The 17,246-nt window shown below is 44.5% G+C and carries 18 protein-coding genes; 5 read left to right on the forward strand and 13 right to left on the reverse strand.

What is annotated here, in order from left to right; translation table 11 throughout:
* Nucleotides 1–25: 25 nt before the first annotated feature.
* The 8 genes from P364_RS36225 to P364_RS0116985 all read right to left on the reverse strand — a co-directional run bounded on the left by P364_RS36225 (nt 26) and on the right by P364_RS0116985 (nt 8,193).
* Nucleotides 26–1,516 (reverse strand): Vps62-related protein, encoded by a 1,491-nt coding sequence (locus P364_RS36225; protein ID WP_161634238.1) that lies wholly within the window; start codon nt 1,514–1,516, stop codon nt 26–28.
* 389 nt (nt 1,517–1,905) lie between these two features.
* The gene (locus P364_RS0116955) at nt 1,906–3,045 is read right to left on the reverse strand and encodes a GntR family transcriptional regulator (protein ID WP_024631280.1); all 1,140 of its coding nucleotides are present in this window, start codon (nt 3,043–3,045) and stop codon (nt 1,906–1,908) included.
* 135 nt (nt 3,046–3,180) lie between these two features.
* Nucleotides 3,181–3,711, reverse strand: a complete 531-nt coding sequence (locus P364_RS0116960; protein ID WP_024631281.1) for an HAD family hydrolase — start codon at nt 3,709–3,711, stop codon at nt 3,181–3,183.
* 235 nt (nt 3,712–3,946) lie between these two features.
* Nucleotides 3,947–4,921 (reverse strand): phosphotransferase enzyme family protein, encoded by a 975-nt coding sequence (locus tag P364_RS0116965; RefSeq protein WP_024631282.1) that lies wholly within the window; start codon nt 4,919–4,921, stop codon nt 3,947–3,949.
* A gap of 393 nt (nt 4,922–5,314) precedes the next feature.
* Nucleotides 5,315–5,902: a hypothetical protein gene (locus P364_RS37840; protein ID WP_024631283.1), complete on the reverse strand. Its 588-nt coding sequence runs from the start codon at nt 5,900–5,902 to the stop codon at nt 5,315–5,317.
* Between the two features lie 5 nt (nt 5,903–5,907).
* Nucleotides 5,908–7,488: a glycosyltransferase family 39 protein gene (locus P364_RS0116975; RefSeq protein ID WP_024631284.1), complete on the reverse strand. Its 1,581-nt coding sequence runs from the start codon at nt 7,486–7,488 to the stop codon at nt 5,908–5,910.
* Between the two features lie 201 nt (nt 7,489–7,689).
* Nucleotides 7,690–7,899, reverse strand: coding sequence for a helix-turn-helix domain-containing protein (locus tag P364_RS0116980; protein WP_017690565.1), 210 nt, complete (start codon nt 7,897–7,899; stop codon nt 7,690–7,692).
* Nucleotides 7,900–7,983: 84 nt separating this feature from the next.
* On the reverse strand, nt 7,984–8,193 hold the full coding sequence (locus tag P364_RS0116985) for a helix-turn-helix domain-containing protein (protein WP_024631285.1): 210 nt from the start codon (nt 8,191–8,193) through the stop codon (nt 7,984–7,986).
* A 119-nt stretch (nt 8,194–8,312) separates the two neighbouring features.
* On the opposite strand from P364_RS0116985, the gene P364_RS38255 reads away from it, so the two are divergent.
* Together P364_RS38255 and P364_RS38740 are read left to right on the forward strand one after the other, a co-directional pair.
* The gene (locus P364_RS38255) at nt 8,313–8,600 is read left to right on the forward strand and encodes a hypothetical protein (RefSeq protein WP_024631286.1); all 288 of its coding nucleotides are present in this window, start codon (nt 8,313–8,315) and stop codon (nt 8,598–8,600) included.
* A gap of 97 nt (nt 8,601–8,697) precedes the next feature.
* Nucleotides 8,698–8,778: a putative holin-like toxin gene (locus P364_RS38740; RefSeq protein ID WP_350338901.1), complete on the forward strand. Its 81-nt coding sequence runs from the start codon at nt 8,698–8,700 to the stop codon at nt 8,776–8,778.
* A 184-nt stretch (nt 8,779–8,962) separates the two neighbouring features.
* Here P364_RS38740 and P364_RS0117000 read toward each other — a convergent pair whose 3' ends face one another.
* Genes P364_RS0117000 through P364_RS0117010 form a run of 3 tightly spaced genes read right to left on the reverse strand, consistent with a single transcriptional unit; the run spans nt 8,963 to nt 10,636 of the window.
* On the reverse strand, nt 8,963–9,496 hold the full coding sequence (locus P364_RS0117000; RefSeq protein WP_024631287.1) for an isochorismatase family protein: 534 nt from the start codon (nt 9,494–9,496) through the stop codon (nt 8,963–8,965).
* Between the two features lie 48 nt (nt 9,497–9,544).
* Complete coding sequence (locus P364_RS0117005; RefSeq protein WP_024631288.1) at nt 9,545–9,931, reverse strand: iron chaperone; 387 nt, start codon at nt 9,929–9,931, stop codon at nt 9,545–9,547.
* A gap of 42 nt (nt 9,932–9,973) precedes the next feature.
* Nucleotides 9,974–10,636, reverse strand: a complete 663-nt coding sequence (locus P364_RS0117010; protein ID WP_024631289.1) for a M48 family metallopeptidase — start codon at nt 10,634–10,636, stop codon at nt 9,974–9,976.
* A 168-nt stretch (nt 10,637–10,804) separates the two neighbouring features.
* Here P364_RS0117010 and P364_RS0117015 point away from each other — a divergent pair, with 168 nt between their 5' ends.
* The gene (locus tag P364_RS0117015; protein WP_024631290.1) at nt 10,805–11,569 is read left to right on the forward strand and encodes a GNAT family N-acetyltransferase; all 765 of its coding nucleotides are present in this window, start codon (nt 10,805–10,807) and stop codon (nt 11,567–11,569) included.
* Nucleotides 11,570–11,615: 46 nt separating this feature from the next.
* On the opposite strand, the gene P364_RS0117020 is transcribed toward P364_RS0117015, so the two are convergent.
* On the reverse strand, nt 11,616–12,035 hold the full coding sequence (locus P364_RS0117020; RefSeq protein ID WP_024631291.1) for an ester cyclase: 420 nt from the start codon (nt 12,033–12,035) through the stop codon (nt 11,616–11,618).
* Nucleotides 12,036–12,354: 319 nt separating this feature from the next.
* On the opposite strand from P364_RS0117020, the gene P364_RS36230 reads away from it, so the two are divergent.
* Nucleotides 12,355–14,880, forward strand: a complete 2,526-nt coding sequence (locus P364_RS36230) for a transglutaminase domain-containing protein (protein WP_024631292.1) — start codon at nt 12,355–12,357, stop codon at nt 14,878–14,880.
* A 127-nt stretch (nt 14,881–15,007) separates the two neighbouring features.
* Here P364_RS36230 and P364_RS0117030 read toward each other — a convergent pair whose 3' ends face one another.
* Nucleotides 15,008–15,910 carry an SDR family oxidoreductase gene (locus P364_RS0117030; protein WP_024631293.1) on the reverse strand — a complete coding sequence of 301 codons (903 nt, stop codon included), beginning with the start codon at nt 15,908–15,910 and terminating at the stop codon, nt 15,008–15,010.
* A 330-nt stretch (nt 15,911–16,240) separates the two neighbouring features.
* Here P364_RS0117030 and P364_RS0117035 point away from each other — a divergent pair, with 330 nt between their 5' ends.
* Nucleotides 16,241–17,224, forward strand: coding sequence for a MerR family transcriptional regulator (locus P364_RS0117035; RefSeq protein ID WP_024631294.1), 984 nt, complete (start codon nt 16,241–16,243; stop codon nt 17,222–17,224).
* Nucleotides 17,225–17,246 lie beyond the last annotated feature (22 nt).

Raw genomic sequence — 17,246 nt, forward strand, 5'->3', positions numbered from 1 at the left:
AGCGAGTCCCCCTGTTTGATTTCGTTTAATCTAAAATAACGTCATTCGTTAATGCACCTTTTTCCTGCGGACCTGTAGGTCCTCCAGCAAGCAGCGGCTGACCAAAGAAAGAGCCTTGGGACGGATTTCCGAATCTATAGACAGACAGGCTGTTCGGATTGCTGTAATCCCTGTCCAGCCATGACGGCCAATTATTCCCCAGACCGTTGCCTGTCCGGTTATTCGGATCATACTGAAAAGCCTGGATGTTGTTCCAGGTATCCCATGCCGTTCCCTGATTGGTTACATCAATCAACTGGGTCACGACAAGTTCCTGATAGACATGATTGCCGGGGTCTTTCCACATCCCATGGGAACCAAACGCCGAATAGGCGACAGGATGCGTATTGTTTATTTTGTCCACTTCACCCCAATTGTAGGTTGTACCGAAAGAATGTGCACCATAGTAGACTTGTACTGGTTTCACATAGTTACTGTTCTGATCGGTGAACTTCGCCAATCTGACCGTAACCCGCTCCCAGTCCCCCACATGATCTCCCACTTCCGTACCAAACACCGTTTTTCCAAGATCATAAGGACTGAACTGGAAATATACAAGGTCAACGTTGTTATATTCCTTCTCCACCCAAAACGCGTAGATTGGCGCATTAGCCAGATCTCCTGTAAAATACGGCAGTTTCAGGGTATAGGGATTCAACTCTGTTTTTGTCTTGAATTCATACAATCCCGAATCTGGGTTCACATACCGATCCACATAAGGCAGCGTATGTTCTACCGAAGACGGAAAATAGCTCTCTCCCTGGGCAAACCAGATTCTTGGCGCAAAGGTTTGCAAAATTTCACGTTTAGCTGCATCACTGTAATTGTTACCCGGAACGGCAACCGATGTGTTATCCAACGGAGAGATAGCTTCAACCTTCAGGCTGGATACAGAATCATTAATGTCACTGCCAACATAAATCGCATCTGCAGTCAGAACCTTAGAGTAGCCGCCGAAATTGTAGTCTTTGTACAGTGTTACCTTATACCCGGGGGCAACGCGGAGTGCAGAGATGGTGTCATTCCCCACTCCATTCTTCAATTCGTCCACATTATAGCTGCCAATATCAAACTGCTGCTCAAAACCTCCATAAGGCGAATTAGAATACGCGATAACCGGTTTATTGGGGCCTCCGATCCGCTCCACTTTCAGGCTGGAGGTTGCGTCGTTAAAATCATCGAGCCAGCCTGCGTCCCCGGTCAGCATTTTGGTACCTCCGGAAAAATCCTTGTCACGATATAAGGTTAAACGATATCCCGGGGCTACCTTTACCGAGGATATTTTATCGTTGCCCACCACGTTAAGCTGACTCACATTAAACAGGCCAACCCCAAATTGTTGGGAGGTGCCTCCAAAGTCTCCATCCTGGTACACTGTTACGGGATTATCATCTGCCGCCTGCGCAGGCTGCGCCAGTGGAAAGAAAAGAGATACTGCCAAGAACGAAGCTGCAAGCAAGGATTTGATTGTCATCATCGGGCTCCTCTTCGAATATTGATTTCGTTTATTGCCAACGCTCGTACGTTCATTTCTTTTGGCTCTGCAGGTCATTTCCCAGGATGTATGGTGGCGCTTTCCGAAAGGCCCCCCCTTCATTCTTCTGGTACGTGGTATATCTTCACACTAATATATGTCATTGACATATACAATGATATAAAGTGTAAAATCTTTCTCAGAAAAAACTTCATATAATTACTATAATTTACAATATATTTGCATAAAACCACGATAAATATAACATATTATGTATTTTCATAGGTTGAACAAGATATTAAATAACATATGTCACTGATATACAGGAGAAGCCTTTCTTATCCTTAAATCAAGATAAGAAAGGCTTAAATGAGCGGAACTAACATCAATGTTTATGGATTAAGATTTCGTACGGAGCTTCGTTCGATGATGGTTGTATTTACCTTAATGGATAACGCTCCTTCTCGGGAGTTCTCCATCCGTTTGCACAGCAAATTCACTGCTGCTTGTCCAAGCTTCTCTGTGGTTTGTCTTGCCGTAGTCAGCGGAACGGGCAAAAGACTCGCCAACTGGATGTCGGAAAAACCAATAATGGACAGCTCTTCAGGTACCCGCTTCTGGATGGACAAAGCCGTGTGCAGACAGGAAGTTGCGAGATAATCATCCGCACACACAACCGCCGTCATTGCAGGATTACTTTGAATGAAATGCTCGAGCTGGAGATTGGATCCATTCAGGTTGAGCATGTAATCCTCTGCACAATCCAAGAGGATATTACGCCCATTGACCGTCAGCGCGTAATCCAGCATGGCCTGCACATATCCTTTATATCGATCCTCCCGGCTTGTCACTCCATCAAACGGCATGGAAATATAGCCTATCTCCCGATGTCCTCTCTCAATTAAGTACTCTGTCAAGTTATAGGCTCCCTGATAATGGTCATGGTACACACAATCAATATTGACCTCACGGAAGATTCGATCGATGATTACCAGTGGATAATTCAGCAGATTAAGCTCCAGCACCTTCTCGCTGCAACGAGTTCTTCCCCGGGGGAAAAGAATAATCCCGTCAATTCCTTCCTCGTACAGCTCTTGCAGGCAAAAGCTCTCATCCTCTTTATCCGTGGTGATCCGAACAAGCAGCTGACACCCCGATTTCCGCGCTTCCTGCTCGACGGATGCTATAATTCTGGCCACGTAATCATCCATGTTGGGGAACAACAGGGCAATTTTTCGCTTTACAGGCTTCTGGTCTGTTGTAACATTCCCAGGTAAAGGCTCTTTACCCAGATCGCTCAAATAATCTCCCGACATAAATGTGCCTCGCCTCGCCAACCGGTAGACTATGCCTTGTTTCTCCAAAATTTGCAGCGCAAGCTTGGCTGTCATGCGACTGACTGAATACAGTTTGGCGAGTTCTCCTTCCGATGGCACGGGATCATGTGGCTGCAATTTCCGGTTGCGAATTTCTTCCATCACCCAATCGGCAGTTTGCAAGTATAACAACGGCTTCCGATGTGGTTCTTCCATGTAAATCACCTACCCCCGTTCCGGATTTTACGATCATTCTATCATTTTCTCAATTAAAAAAGTAAAAATAGCCCTTGAGCAGAAGGTTGAATGAGAATCTTTCCTTCTGCTCCAGGGCTGGCCGAAATTGTTTATTTATTTGACCTCGGCATTCAGCCGTTCAATAAGTTCAAGCAACTCCAGCGGTTCACCAACCGTATGAGCTGGACGTTCTGTCTCATCCACGGGCTCATGGGGATAACGAGGCGTCCAGCTCTGAAAGATGCTGGTGATGCCCAGTGCGTTGGCTCCCTTCATATCACGACTCAGGTTATTACCAATCATCACTGTCCTGGAAAAATCCCCTTCGGACAAATCAAGCGCACCAATTGCTGCCTTGAACATCCGCGGGCTTGGCTTGCTGGCTTTAATATTCTCCGAAATAATCATTGCGCTAAAATAATCATGAAGTCCATGCTGCTTAAATACGTTCTTGAAGGATTGTGCATCGCCGTCAGCAACCAGGGCCAGTGTGTATCCTTGTTCATGAAGCTTTTGAATCGTGATATCCGCACCCGGAATCAGATCCGCAGTCAGAACAATTCCTTCTTCGTCCCGAATCTCGGTAGATTCATCAACGATGGTATCGCCGCTGTCAAAAAAGATAATTAGCTTTTTGTCGTCCATGTCCGTTATGACCGTCCTCTTCATTCAATTGGTGTAACGACTTGCCGGTTTCCGTTTGACCATATACAATGATGTTCCAAAATAAGGTATAGCGCTTAATCCAATGTTACAATGGAGACGAATAAAAAATCAATCATTTTTTCGTCGAGCTCGTGCGGATACCTGATTTAAGCTTAATCATCTCGACCGAAAAAATAATCAGGATCAATTGGACGGTAGTTGTAGGTTCTGCTGCTTAACCGAAATGCTTTGCTTTTGCTGCCATCGCTTTATCCAACCTTACTCTTAATCCACTCATCCATTCCGGCTCATGCGCCCATTGTTCTGCTCCAGATCGAAGCACACGTACGTAACCGTACAGATTGGCAAAGCGACGGCATGCATGGAACATCGACTCCATATCATAGGTGTCTCCAGCTTCTGCCCAATACCCTTGCATAAACGCTTGCTTCTTCTGTTCCCATTGCTCCGGCTGGATTTCCTCCTGTAAACTATCGAGGCTCTGCTCCACATCCATTGCATACCAGTGGTACATCGCATCATCGAAGTCAATGGCGTAACAGGACTGACTCTCCTCGTCATAGAAGACATTATCCAGTTCAAAGTCATAATGAATTAACCCGAAGGTCTGCTGTGTAACGGGCCAATGTGCAAAAGAATCCCGAAGAACTTCTACCTCATTGAGCGCCGCATTCTCACCAGGGAACTCCCCCAGCACATCCTTCATCCAATCCAGTACATCCGTATACGTCCAGCGTTTCGCCTGTTTGGGTGTGTATTCGCAGGATAAACGATGCAACCTCCCCAATGCCTCACCCAAGCTGTGCACGATCGGGTCATTTAAATCGATACTGCCCATCTGGTTACCTTGGACTCGTTTGAATACGGAGGCATAATACATTCCCCAAGGCGTATGGGCCTCCACCAACTCATTTCCTTCACGGGATGGCACAGCTTCCATGACTCCATATTGGTTCAATTTAAGAAAGGACAGAAACTCTAGCTCCGCTGCAAGATTCGTTTGATTTTTCTCCTCTATCGGGGCAAAACGAAGCAACCGAACCTCTCCCTGATCTCTGAATGGATACACGGCATTGGAGGATATACGATAATATTGAAACATGTCCAGTGACTCCAGATCATAACTCCAGTTTTTCAAAATCATCTCGGCGAGATCGTTATTTTGGAATAAATATTTAAGTTTTAACATGGGCATATCTCCTTAGTGGTCGTTTAATATAGAACGCTTTTAGGGTTCTGATTCCTATTTTTGCGCGCAAAAAGCCGCAGGCTATGCCTGCGGCTTCAAAAAATTCCGGTTGCACGAGGTATACTTTCATAAGCAAATAAGCCTCGTGAATACCATGAAAAATGAGCAGTTATATCCCTATATGTCGGCAGACTTTGGATTTCGTCACTTAAGCAAAAATACAAATGCTTGGTCATGCTTCCATTGCTCTGCCGGATCTATTCAGTTCGTATTCACCTTAATTGTTGTAGTCACGCTTTGCATCATCTTAGCCCGTCGTTTCATGACGATCACTCCTTCCGAAAAACAAGTTATTTCCATAATACTCCAATAATTGATTACAGGCAAAGGTTATCAGGATTGTGTAACAACCATGCGTTCTACAGTCTCCGTGTTCTCCTTGTACCAAACCATAACGACATCTCCCTCTTTCAGATCAGACACCTGAATGGAAGAATCGGCGCTTTGGTTGTTACCAGGTGCCCCCATGCCCATTCCTTGTGAGATGTTCACATCATCACCAATGTTCAATTTCATTTCGATGCCAGTATCCTTCATGTCTGTACTCCCGCCTCTGGAGACGCCTGGTTGTCTTCCATTTCCATTCGTGGAGCCTGTGGATGAGTTGTCCTGCACCTCAAGTAATGCGATCGTGATTGTGCTTCCTTCAACGGAAGTAACTCTGCCCGTAAGGTCGGCATTCATCATTCCCCTCATCTCGTCCGTGCTGCCTGTTCTGCCATTCATTCCTTGGCCCCCGCCCCTCTGTGTTCCTCCGTTCATGCCAGGGCCACCGCCATTCATCATTCCGCCACCATTCATTCCTTGGGCAGAACCAGTATTCGTAATGTTCTGGGCAGTGATGGCGTCGCAGGCGGAGAGCAGAACTGTGCAGGTAAACAACAGGAGCATAGCCGATGTGAGATATCCTTTTTTTCGCATACGGATCACCTCTTTCTCAGGGAAGAGCGTTCCCAGCCAAGTTTTCTATAAAATATGAAATTATACGCATCTTTGAATCCCATGTACGACAATACAACCAGCAACGGATATACGGGGTAGATATACCTCGATTTAATCTCCCACAGAATATAGAATCCGATAAATCCGAGAATAACCAGAATTAAAGAGACCTCATCATACCTTTTTCCACGAATACTACCGATTAAGCGAATGACAATAAAGCAGTACATCAAGAAATTCATCACATAAACGACCCAGAGCACCCCCGTCCGGTAGACGGAATCTCCCTGGAACAAGTCTGTTACCGCATTGGTATAACTATAGGAGCCGGCAATTCCACCACCTCTTCCTCCCCCCATCCCCGAGGAGCTTTCATTACCGATGCCATATCGATCCATTTGGTAGGTTCCTTCGGTCCAGGTCCAAATGATCTTTTTGTAATACATCTGGGCCAAGTCACTTAAGCTGGCTTCTGACAGTTTCCGTTCAATCTCCTGCTTGTACAGCTCCGTGCTTTCAGCTTTATTATAATTAGCATCTCTCTGATAGATCTGGTAGCTCTCCATATTATCCCAGAAGCCGAATCTTTCGAGATTAATCCCCATGTTCAGCCACATATAGACCGGAGCCGAATTTTCCCCAACAGGTTCACTTACACCAGAAGAATTCAAGACCGCATTCTGAGTCCAACCTGGGACGTTAAACAACATAGCCAGCACAAAAATGGAAGCAATTCCTTTCTTGAATCCAATACTTCGCATATTCAGCAGAATGGTTAACATGGCAGCAATCAGCACAATCACGCCGACGCTTCGGAAGTAGTTTCCCACCGCGAGCAGCATGGCAGCGATAATGATTGTTTTCCAAGACTTTTCACGCACAAAACGAATAACAAAGTATAGACACGATGTCAGAAATGCTGTGGCGATCACATCATTATAGATCAGGTTGTTCAGGAACAGAGATGGCAGATACGTCGCCGCGAAGATCAGAACCCCGTAATCACGCTCCGTGGACTTGTTATTTAACTGTTTATAAATGAGATAAATCATTAATGTCGTTACGGTTGAAAACAAAATATTGAACAGCTTGATCACCAAATAATTATCCGGGAACAGATACAGCAATGTTTTTAAATACAAGACGGTAGAAAAGTTAAACGGGAACATGTGCAAATATCCGCCCGTTTCGAACGAGGAATAGTCCTGATCGTAGAGCATGTTCATGGCGAGCGAAAGCACCGTCTGCGAATCATCGGTAGGCACTCTTGGAAATACGAAGATAATTATGATTTGAATAGCTAGAGAACATAGCAGCACCACTGGAATAACAACCTTTGGGCTGGCTTTGTTCAGCTTCAGGCAAAGCCGGTATAACAAGACACCGGATACAAGAAGCAATGCAATCACCGGGATAAAAATACTCCACTGCTGTGCGCCCAGAATCGGATTATCCCCGTACAAGGTGTAATTGTACTGTGCACGTATGAACAGGGACGAAACGATAAACACACCGACAAAAATAAGCAGAATGAGATAAAGCGACTTATGGATCACCTTAGACATGCCAAAACTCCTTTTCCAGTACAGGATTCGGGAATAGTATAATGCCTCTACCTGAAAAAAGGCTGAATTCAGATTCGTGCGAATGAATACTCATTGGGAGATGATTTACAGCACAAAAAAAGACCGTTCCTTGGTTAAGGTAACGGTCCGTATGTCTATTTTTATAAAAGAGTATATGGGCTTTAAGCTAATCGTTGAAGATCACTTTTCGTCCTTAATAAACTCAATAATATCCTGGATCTCACAATCCAAAGCCTCGCATATTCGATTCAGCGTATCGAACTTCACGCCATCTGTTTCCTCATTATATAATTTGGCAATCCCATTTCTATGTAGTCCGGTTAGTCGGGATAAATCGGCAATGTTAATTCTTTTCTCTCCCATAATTCGAGATAAATGAATCTTAATCATACATGTTCTCCTCCAAACAAACAGGTATAACGCCATGATTGAAAAGTGTACCCCCAGCCTGGTATTGCCTATTAAACATGGCTTCTAGTCAATATACTTGATTAGGTCGCCTGGCTGACATTCCAGTGCTGCACAAATTTTCTCAAGGGTGTCGATTGTGATCGATTTGACTTCAAAACCGCTATCCGTTACCCATTGTCCAATGGTATTCGGACGAACTCCTGTTTTTTTAGCCAAAGCATACATAGACATACCCTTATCCTTCAGAACTTGTTCGAGAGTGAATTTGATCATCTGAAAACATCCCTTAACATAAAATATAGTAACTCTTGACGTTAATAACTAATTAAGTTATCATAACTATATGAGTTATTAAATCTCTATAGTTCAATTCATAGAAAGTAGGAGAATGCATGATAGAATCTCTGGAATCTTTGGCAGAACCGTTAATCCGAACGCGCTTAGAGTTATTATACAACAATTTGTCTCACACGCAGCCTGATTATACCCGACTATCTGAAGATTCTGATCATTATTTTCATACCATTCGCCAAGCTTTACCTGAACATCTGAATCAGACCATTTTTTTATATGAAGATACCCAACTTTCTATGCAAACACTTCTGGAAAGAGAGATTTATTTACAAGGGTTTCGGGATGCCCTGCAACTAATGAGCGAGTTACATATACACAGATTCTGACGCCATAGCTTCTTACAAAATATGCTATAATCAACAAAGCAATAGAATAGGCTTAAAGGGTCGGTCGGCTACCTCGCCATGAAGGGAGGGATGCCCTGTGACAGTTTTTGAAGCAATCATGTTGATGCTTACCTTTGGTACTCTCATCGTTGCCATTCTGTCCGATAAACGCAAATAGACCGCCCCCATAGCAAAGGAATGCGGTCTATTTCATCGTGCCCTTATGTTACTGAAGCCCACCGCCCTTAAAAGCGGCTATTGCTCAGAGGAGTCGTGTTACCAGCACGGCTCTCTTTGCATTTTACGTCTAATCTGCTCTAATTATACCATACTCAAATCTTAGAAGTCACATATAAACCGTGTTAATCCTCATACAATTCCTTATACTCGTGCAAATATAAAACCTCAATACAATTGGACCAGTTCAGAACCGAACCGACAAAGTCCTGAATGTCCAATCCTGGCATTTCATAAGTCCCTTCTGTATTTACCGAACCCGTTGCATCCTCAATCAGAGTGACTTTGAACCCTTCATGCTCGGCCGCAATTGTCGTAAACAGGCAACAATATTCTGTATTAAATCCCACAATAAACACATGTTCCACCTGATGTTCATGAAGCCATTTCTTCAACTCCGGGTTGCTAAAGGCGTTAGGTTTACTTTTTTCCAGAATCGTATGCCGCCCAGTGTCGACTACAATCTCCAGACCCGCAGCATTCTTGTAAAATAGTGAAGATCCCTCGTGGTCATAGTCTACATGTTTCAAGTAAATGACCGGTTCATTCCGCTGTTCAAAATCAGCGATAACTGCTTCAATGTTCCCTACCTGTACTGTGAAATCCCTCAATGACGTAATCCCGTATTGCACATCCAATACAATCAGAGCTTTGTTCATATGATTTCCCCTTGCTTTAGTAGATCGATAGACGTTTTCCTACTTCCACTACTTCTTTCGTTTCTTTTCCAAAGCCTTCTTCGCATTTGCCTGTACCCGAAATTCCACAATTCTGCGGATCAATTCTTCTGGCAATGGCTGATCTATGGGAAATTGCACCGATCCTTTGGCTCCTTTATACCGTGAGAGTTCTTCCTTAAATGCTTCGATCCCACTGGCACTCGGGTAAAATCCGATATGCTTGGCGTAAGCGGCAAAATGAACCAAGTTTCCGTGCTCTGCATATGTGGGCATCTTGTAACTGATCTTCTCCACCGCATTGGGAGCGGAAGCGCGAATAATCTGTCTTAATGCCTGTAATTTATCCTGTACATCCGAAGGGAATTGAGAGATATATTCATCTACCAGCACATCAAAAGAGGTACTCTCTGTCATCTTAAACTCCTTCCACCACGTCCACTCGTGGTATGGCATTTTTCACAACGTCATGGCTCGGCCATTTCGCATCAGATAATCTTCCTTGGCTTTGTAGTCTGGCATAATACTGCCAACACGACGCCAAAAAGAACGATCATGATTCATGTGGTGAATATGGCACAATTCATGGATGATGACATAATCAATGACTTCCAGCGGTGCCATCGCCAAGCGGTAGTTAAACGTAAGTTTTTTGTCCCAGCTGCAGCTTCCCCACTTGGTCGCCGATTCCACGATATCCACAGACTTCGGCTTCACCTTCAATTCTTGCTGGTAACGGCCGATGCGTTCGCCGATCATTCTTTTACACTCGGCAAAATAAAACTTCTTCAGATTCGCACGCAAATCCTCTTCCGAATATCCCTCTACTTCAATTAACTCATGCAGCGCATGTTCTTGGCCAAAAAGCAGGAACTTTCCCTTGCCTTCCTCTTCGTATTCCTTGGCTTGAGGACCATCCAGCGCCTGCTGCATCAAGGCTGATTTCGTCAAAATCACTTCCCCATGCTGCTCCACAAGTTGTTGAATCATTTCTTCGCTGGTGCCATTGGGAGCCTTGATTGTGACCATATAAGGTAAATCCATAGTGATGGAGACTTTCTTGCGTTTTCCATATTCAATATGACAGGTAATAGGATGATTGTTTATTTCAATAGTTAGCATAACGTGCTCCACTTCTTCCGATATTTCAATGTCAAAATTCTGATTTATTCTTCAGATTGTAACCTATTCAGTAACTCCATGCATAATGTTCAGCGAATTATAATGTTTTAATTGAATTTTTATTCATAAATATGTATTATTATAAAATTATAAGATAGGAGGATAGATATGACCCCTACATTGAACCCGGATTACAAAACCATTGAGGAACTATCGCTCAACCATTGGCAGCCCTTATCAACCTTGCTTTTTGACGGATGGGTACTGCGTTTTGCACAGGGATATACGAAGCGTGCCAACTCCATTCAACCTCTTCACTACTCGACCCTGGATGTGCATGAAAAGATCGAGCAATGCGAGCGAATCTACGCTTCCAATCAGTTAAGTACCATATTTAAGATTACACCGTTTATCCAGCCGGATCATCTCGACCAGCTTTTGCATGAAAAGGGGTATGATGTTGTGGATCTGAGCCGGGTCCAGACTCGGAGTCTGGAAACCATTAAGGAGCCTGAGCACTCTGAAGTAAAAATAAACGAACAGTTGACCGGAGAGTGGTTGGATCACTTTTGCAGACTAAATCAAGTGAATGATATGCATCGGGGAACGATGGAACAAATGTTGACCAACATCCGTACGCGCACAGGTTTCATCTCGCTGTTCAATGACGGACAAGTTGTTGCATGTGGATTCGGTGTGGTGGAACGAGGCTATATTGGATTGTATGACATCATTACAGACGCTAACTTTCGGAATCGGGGATTGGCCGAGCAGATGATCCTTCATCTGTTGCATTGGGGAAAAGCAAATGGCGCTACGTCCAGTTATCTGCAAGTAGTTGCTTACAACGCACCCGCATTAAAACTGTATGCCAAGCTTGGATTCTCGGAGATCTATACCTACTGGTATAGAGTCAAGGAAGCCCAAGTCTGATGTATATTGACTTGGGCTTCAAAAAATTTTAAAAAAGAGCTGGTTCTCAGCCCTGATTACGTTCCAATTGTTTTTCGATCCCCAGCCTGTCGATCTGAATCCAGTATTCTGCAATTCGCTCATTCACCACCCGATATACCGCACTCGCAATTTCAATCACTGGCAGGTGGGTCGGCGCATATCCATCCACTTCTCCGACATGAGTACCCACTTGTCTCCAGCGTACATATACTTTATCTCCCTGTGCAAGCAGCTCCTGAATCTGCAGCGAAAAATCTCCGTACTCTTCGATCATTTCCCTCACATGATCCGCATAGTCGGATGGTGTTCTTGTGACTGTCACTTCTTCTTCCGAGATCACCTGGTGAGCCAGTACCTGATCGGCCATCAGTGTATTGGCATAATCAAGATTACGACCCGAGCGAACTTCTTCAAAAAAAGTTCTGACAATCTGTTCTGGCGTCATCCAATCCACTCCATTTTTCGTTTTATCATGCATTGTACCAGAAGTATCGACGAATCTCACTCTCTCGTAAAAATCAATTTAACTAGCTCTTATACAGGATTCTTACTCTATTGTATATAGTCATAATATACCATTACATATCTTGACAATAAGTCTATATGACCATAGACTAGCAAAAGACATTAGGGAATTAATAGGAGGTTTAGCTGATAAGAGGTTCGAAAACGGGTTTTAACCAGAGATGATAATCTTAGGTGTTTAGAAATTATTTAGAAATTAGCTTTTGCAACAACTCAGAAAAACGAGAAAGCGGTGTATCATGAAACGTTTATTATTGATTATGTTTACGCTCACCCTGTTATTGGCTGGATGCCAGAGCAATGACAAGGAGAGTAGCCCGTCCGAAAATAACCCCACAGAAATAGTAGAAGGTCCTAGCATATTAAGTTTGAAGCAGAAGTACGGCTCTGAATCGAATAAAGCGATCATGCCGATGTATAACGTAGCTCAAGATGAAGAATTCAAGTTTAAGTTCAAAGCAGATTTAAGAAAAAGTAACTTGTCAGCCAGTGACATTATTAGTGTACATACCGATATTAAGGCACTTGAAGCCAGCAAAGTTTATGCCATACCAGAAATCAATGACAACAGTGTCTCCATTAAGCCTCTTGGATGGGGTGTTTTAAGCTCAGATAAATTACGGACACAGGAGAAAAGCACTTGGGGCGGTGCCCCCATTTATTACATTCGTATTAACTATGATCTGGATGCCGAAAAGCTCACGCTACTGGATCAACCAATGATCATTCCTTTCACAGTAAAATCCGAACTGGCTGTTCCTAATCTCAAATATGAAATCGACAAGGATAAACGCTTTAAACTTACTTGGGACAAGGTCGAAGGGGCAACCGAATACAAAATCTATAATCGTGCGGATCGAACGGTTATTTTTGAAACCAACAACGTTCCCTTGCAAGGTGCGGAGAAAGCCTTCAATGGAAGTAACCCTTTAGTTTTGACGACCACAACGGAAACGTCTTTTAATGATTTTATGGAAGATGGAAAAGGCGGTCTGGGAACCATTAATGAACAGATGACGTCTTATCAGAACCATGGTATGAAGGGTGAATATTACGTCACCGCAGTCAGCGGAGACAAGGAATCCAATTTCAGCAACGGTGTTGCCACTGCACCCCTCTCTAATCAGTTGCCAATGTCTTTAAAAGAACAACTGTACATGAAGAAACTGAAGAACATCAATGAATTGCCTAGAACAACAAGTATTGAGTACATCGATGGTTCGTTTTCCCAAGAAACCATTGTCTATGATACTACCAACGTAGAGATTTCGGAGTTCAATGAAACAAATATTCCTTTTCACATTAAAGGTACAGCTCTGAAAAGTTACGTACGTGTAGAAAATATCACCCAAGAAGATTTGGACAAACTTGCTCAGCAGACCGTGGCTGAATCCAGCAACGGACTGGTGGAACCGAAGAACGACACACCTTACGTCCCTGCACCAGATGTGCCAACGATTATCAACAATCATGATGCGCCTGCGACTGAGCCTTCAACGGAAACAGGAGCAGAACCGACGGTGGAAGAAGCTCCATCTACGGAGTCCACAACCGATACTGGAACGTCAGAAGATAAAACTGACCCGGTATCCAACGAGGCTTCCGATGATACTTCCGATAAAGCTTCTGATGAAAGTTCGAGTGAAACACCTGATCCAGCCTCCGAAACTGAAGAAGACAACTTGGTGGATGAGCAGAAATCCAATACACAGCAAAATGTAGAACAAGGTAATCAGGAAACCGTGCCTGAGCCTGCTACAGGCGATGCCATGATCAATGCAGATTCTGCATTGGAAGAAGTTTTGGCTAAAAACATGATTGCAGCACAAGAAAAGATTTCTTTGAAAGCTTTTCCTGAAGCCCAAAACTTCACAACACTCTCGGATGTGGTCCTGAAAGTGATGTATCAGAATCCATTGATTCTGGGTGTGGAAGGTTTTGAATACAATTACGGCACACTTACCCTTTCGATCCATTACAATGAGTCGGCAGATGTGATCCATAAGAAACAGGACGAGATTATTGCCAAAGCAAACGAAGTTGTTGCTTCCATCATCAAGGATGGCATGAAGGATGATGAGAAACGGAAAGCCATCTACGATTATCTGAACGATAACGCGAAATATGATGATGCAGCACTGGAAAATGCGGAACAGAACAACTTTAAAAATGTCGATGCACAGTTCAATGATTCGTTTACAACGTACGGTATCCTTGTCAAAGGCGTTGGCGTATGTGCCAGCTATGCTTCTGTTTACAAACTGCTGTCCGATCTGTCTGGACTGGAAAGCATTGTCGTAACGGGAGCGTCAAGCGGTGTTCCTCATGCGTGGAATAAGGTCAAAATCGGGAATGAATGGTTCCATGTGGATGCCACCAATAACCTGACCAATTCCGGTATTCCTTACTTCCTGTACAATGCAAATGATGAGACGGCTGCAAGTCAGAAAACGATAGCGGATAAGGATTACTGGCTGGATTCCGAACTCGCCCTGTTTAATGGCGAAAGTGATGCGAACGATTATTATGTACAGAACGATCTTGAAGTCGCTTCGATTAGTGAATACAAAGTGAAGGCTGAAAGTGAACTGAAAAATGGGGAGAAACGGGTTATTCTCCGTTTTGCATCGCCCGTTGATTCAGATGAACTGATGACCGCAGCAGGTGAAGCTCTAGCTGCATTCGATGAAGCCCTTCTGGGTACGGCCCAATTGGCTACACTCGGTAGCTACGCCATTCTGGAACCTAACCCGGAACAGAAATAATTCATTAATCAAGAAAAATTCCATAACAAGAAAGAACTCCATTCACCTTCATCGGGAATGGAGTTCTTTGCTTATCTTGCCTATGATCACTAGCCTATGTTTCATAGGTCTTTTTTATATCCCAATATTACGGACTAACTGTACCGCCATTAGCGTTCAATGTCTCGCCGCTCACATAGCTGGATTCCTGGCTCGCCAGGAAAACAAACGCAGGCGCCATTTCCGCAGGCTGTCCTGCACGGCCAAGCGGCGTATTGGAGCCGAAATCAGCAAGCTTCTCTACGGGCTGTCCACCAACGACCTGAAGCGGTGTCCATACCGGGCCTGGAGCGACGACGTTCACACGGATGCCTTTGCTGCCGACCTGTTGGGCCAGCGCTTTGCTAAACGTGTTGATTGCTGCCTTGGTTGTCGCATAATCCAGCAGGATTGGAGATGGCTTGTATGCCTGAATAGAAGACGTGTTAATGATGGAGCTGCCTGGTTTCATGTGTTTCACAGCTGCTTTACAGAGCCAGAACATCGAATAGACATTGGTTTTGAACGTCGCATCGAATTGTTCTGTAGTCAGATCGGCGATCTGCTCAACAAACTGCTGTTTCCCTGCCACATTAGCAAGAATATCGATCCCGCCGAGCTCTTTTACAGCAGATTCAATGAGTTCTTCGCAGTATTTCTCATCCTTGAGGTCACCTGGAATCGCAACAGCCTTGCGGCCTGCTTCCTCAATCAGCTTAACCACTTCCTTCGCATCGGCTTCTTCCTCAGGAAGGTAAGCCAGGACGACATCCGCGCCTTCACGGGCAAAAGCGATGGCTGCTGCCCGACCAATACCGCTGTCTGCTCCGGTTACGACCGCTTTGCGGCCGGTCAGACGCCCGCTGCCTTTATAGCTTTTCTCACCGGCATCAGGTACAGGAGTCATTTCCCGTTGAAGCCCCGGCTCCTCCTGCTGCTGTTTCCAATCTGATGTTGCCTTCGGATATTGTGTCGTCGGATCTTGCATGGTGTGCTGGTCTTGATTAGCCATGTTCAATTCCTCCTCGGTCATTTACAGTGATCACTACGATCACAGAACAACCTTACGATCGCTGTTATCCCCAGATTTTTTTCACTCCCTTTATAAGGGGAAAATCCGGGGATAAAGGCGAACACTCCGTTTCTCCAGGTTATTTCTGTGCTCTTCGTTACCATGTAAATTTAAATTTATTTTATTATGTTGTTGTCATAAAAGTTGCACTCTTTCCTTTGTAACCGAGATGGGCAGAATTTAAACTGGCTCTGAACATTTCCATGGGAAACTTTCCGAATTTGAATCTCCAGTGACTGGAGATTGTATAATAGATGATGAGGTGATCTCGTGAACCAAAGAAAAGATACTTATTCAATCGGTGAAGCCGCCAAAATGATCGGCTCGACTGTCAAAACGATCCGTTATTACGATGAAATCGAGCTGCTCCGGCCCTCTTTTCATACGGAAGGTGGTCACCGTCTCTATACACCACAAGACGTGTGGCGCCTGGAACTGATTACAACACTTCGCTATTTGAATTTTGGCATATCGGATATTCGCAAGCTGATGTCCGGTGAACTTGGCGTGTCACAGGCGCTGGATTTGCAGATCGAAGCCCTGAAAACCCAGATCGGAACCATGAATTCCATGCTCTCCATTCTGCAACAAGCCAAACAGCGTGAAGCAGAAGATACGCTCCATTCCGGACAGTCTCTTACGTATGTTACAAGTCTGGTGGATTCGCTGACCGCCAATGCCCAAAAAAGGAAAAAATTCATCTCCACCAAAATGGAAGAATCTCACCTGCTGGACGACATTCCGCACGAATGGAGAGTTTCGTTTCTGCATTTTTTCGACAAATACATGATGAAAGATACGAAGCTGTCTGCCCAACAAACACTGGCATGGAAAGAAGTCCAGGAAATCATCAACGATCCGGCCTACATCGCCGATCTGGCCCGTCTTGAACTCCCCTTCTTCACTATGGCGAATCATCCACAGATTGAGGCAGACGCCTGGGTGAAAAAAATGGAGACCCTCCGCATTCGTGCCCATGAAGCTCTGGAGAAACGTTGGCCGTTAGATAGCCCCGCTGTGCAGAGCATGGTGTGGGATTTTGTGATGATGTACGCCAGTGTTGAACATGCTGATGATCCGGAAGCATTTTTTCGCAAACAGGCTCGTTATATGCTCGACTCCGTGACAGAGCGCATCCTTCGTTTTAACAAGCTCTGCAAGATCGTGAATCCCGAATGGATCCAGATCGTAGACGGCATTAATCTGTTGCAGGAAGGCATGCGTCTGCGCTTACATCAAATGGAAGAAGACTGAAATTCAGTCTTCTTCCATTTGG

This window comes from Paenibacillus sp. MAEPY2 (assembly GCF_000499205.1).
Lineage (GTDB): Bacteria > Bacillota > Bacilli > Paenibacillales > Paenibacillaceae > Paenibacillus > Paenibacillus vandeheii.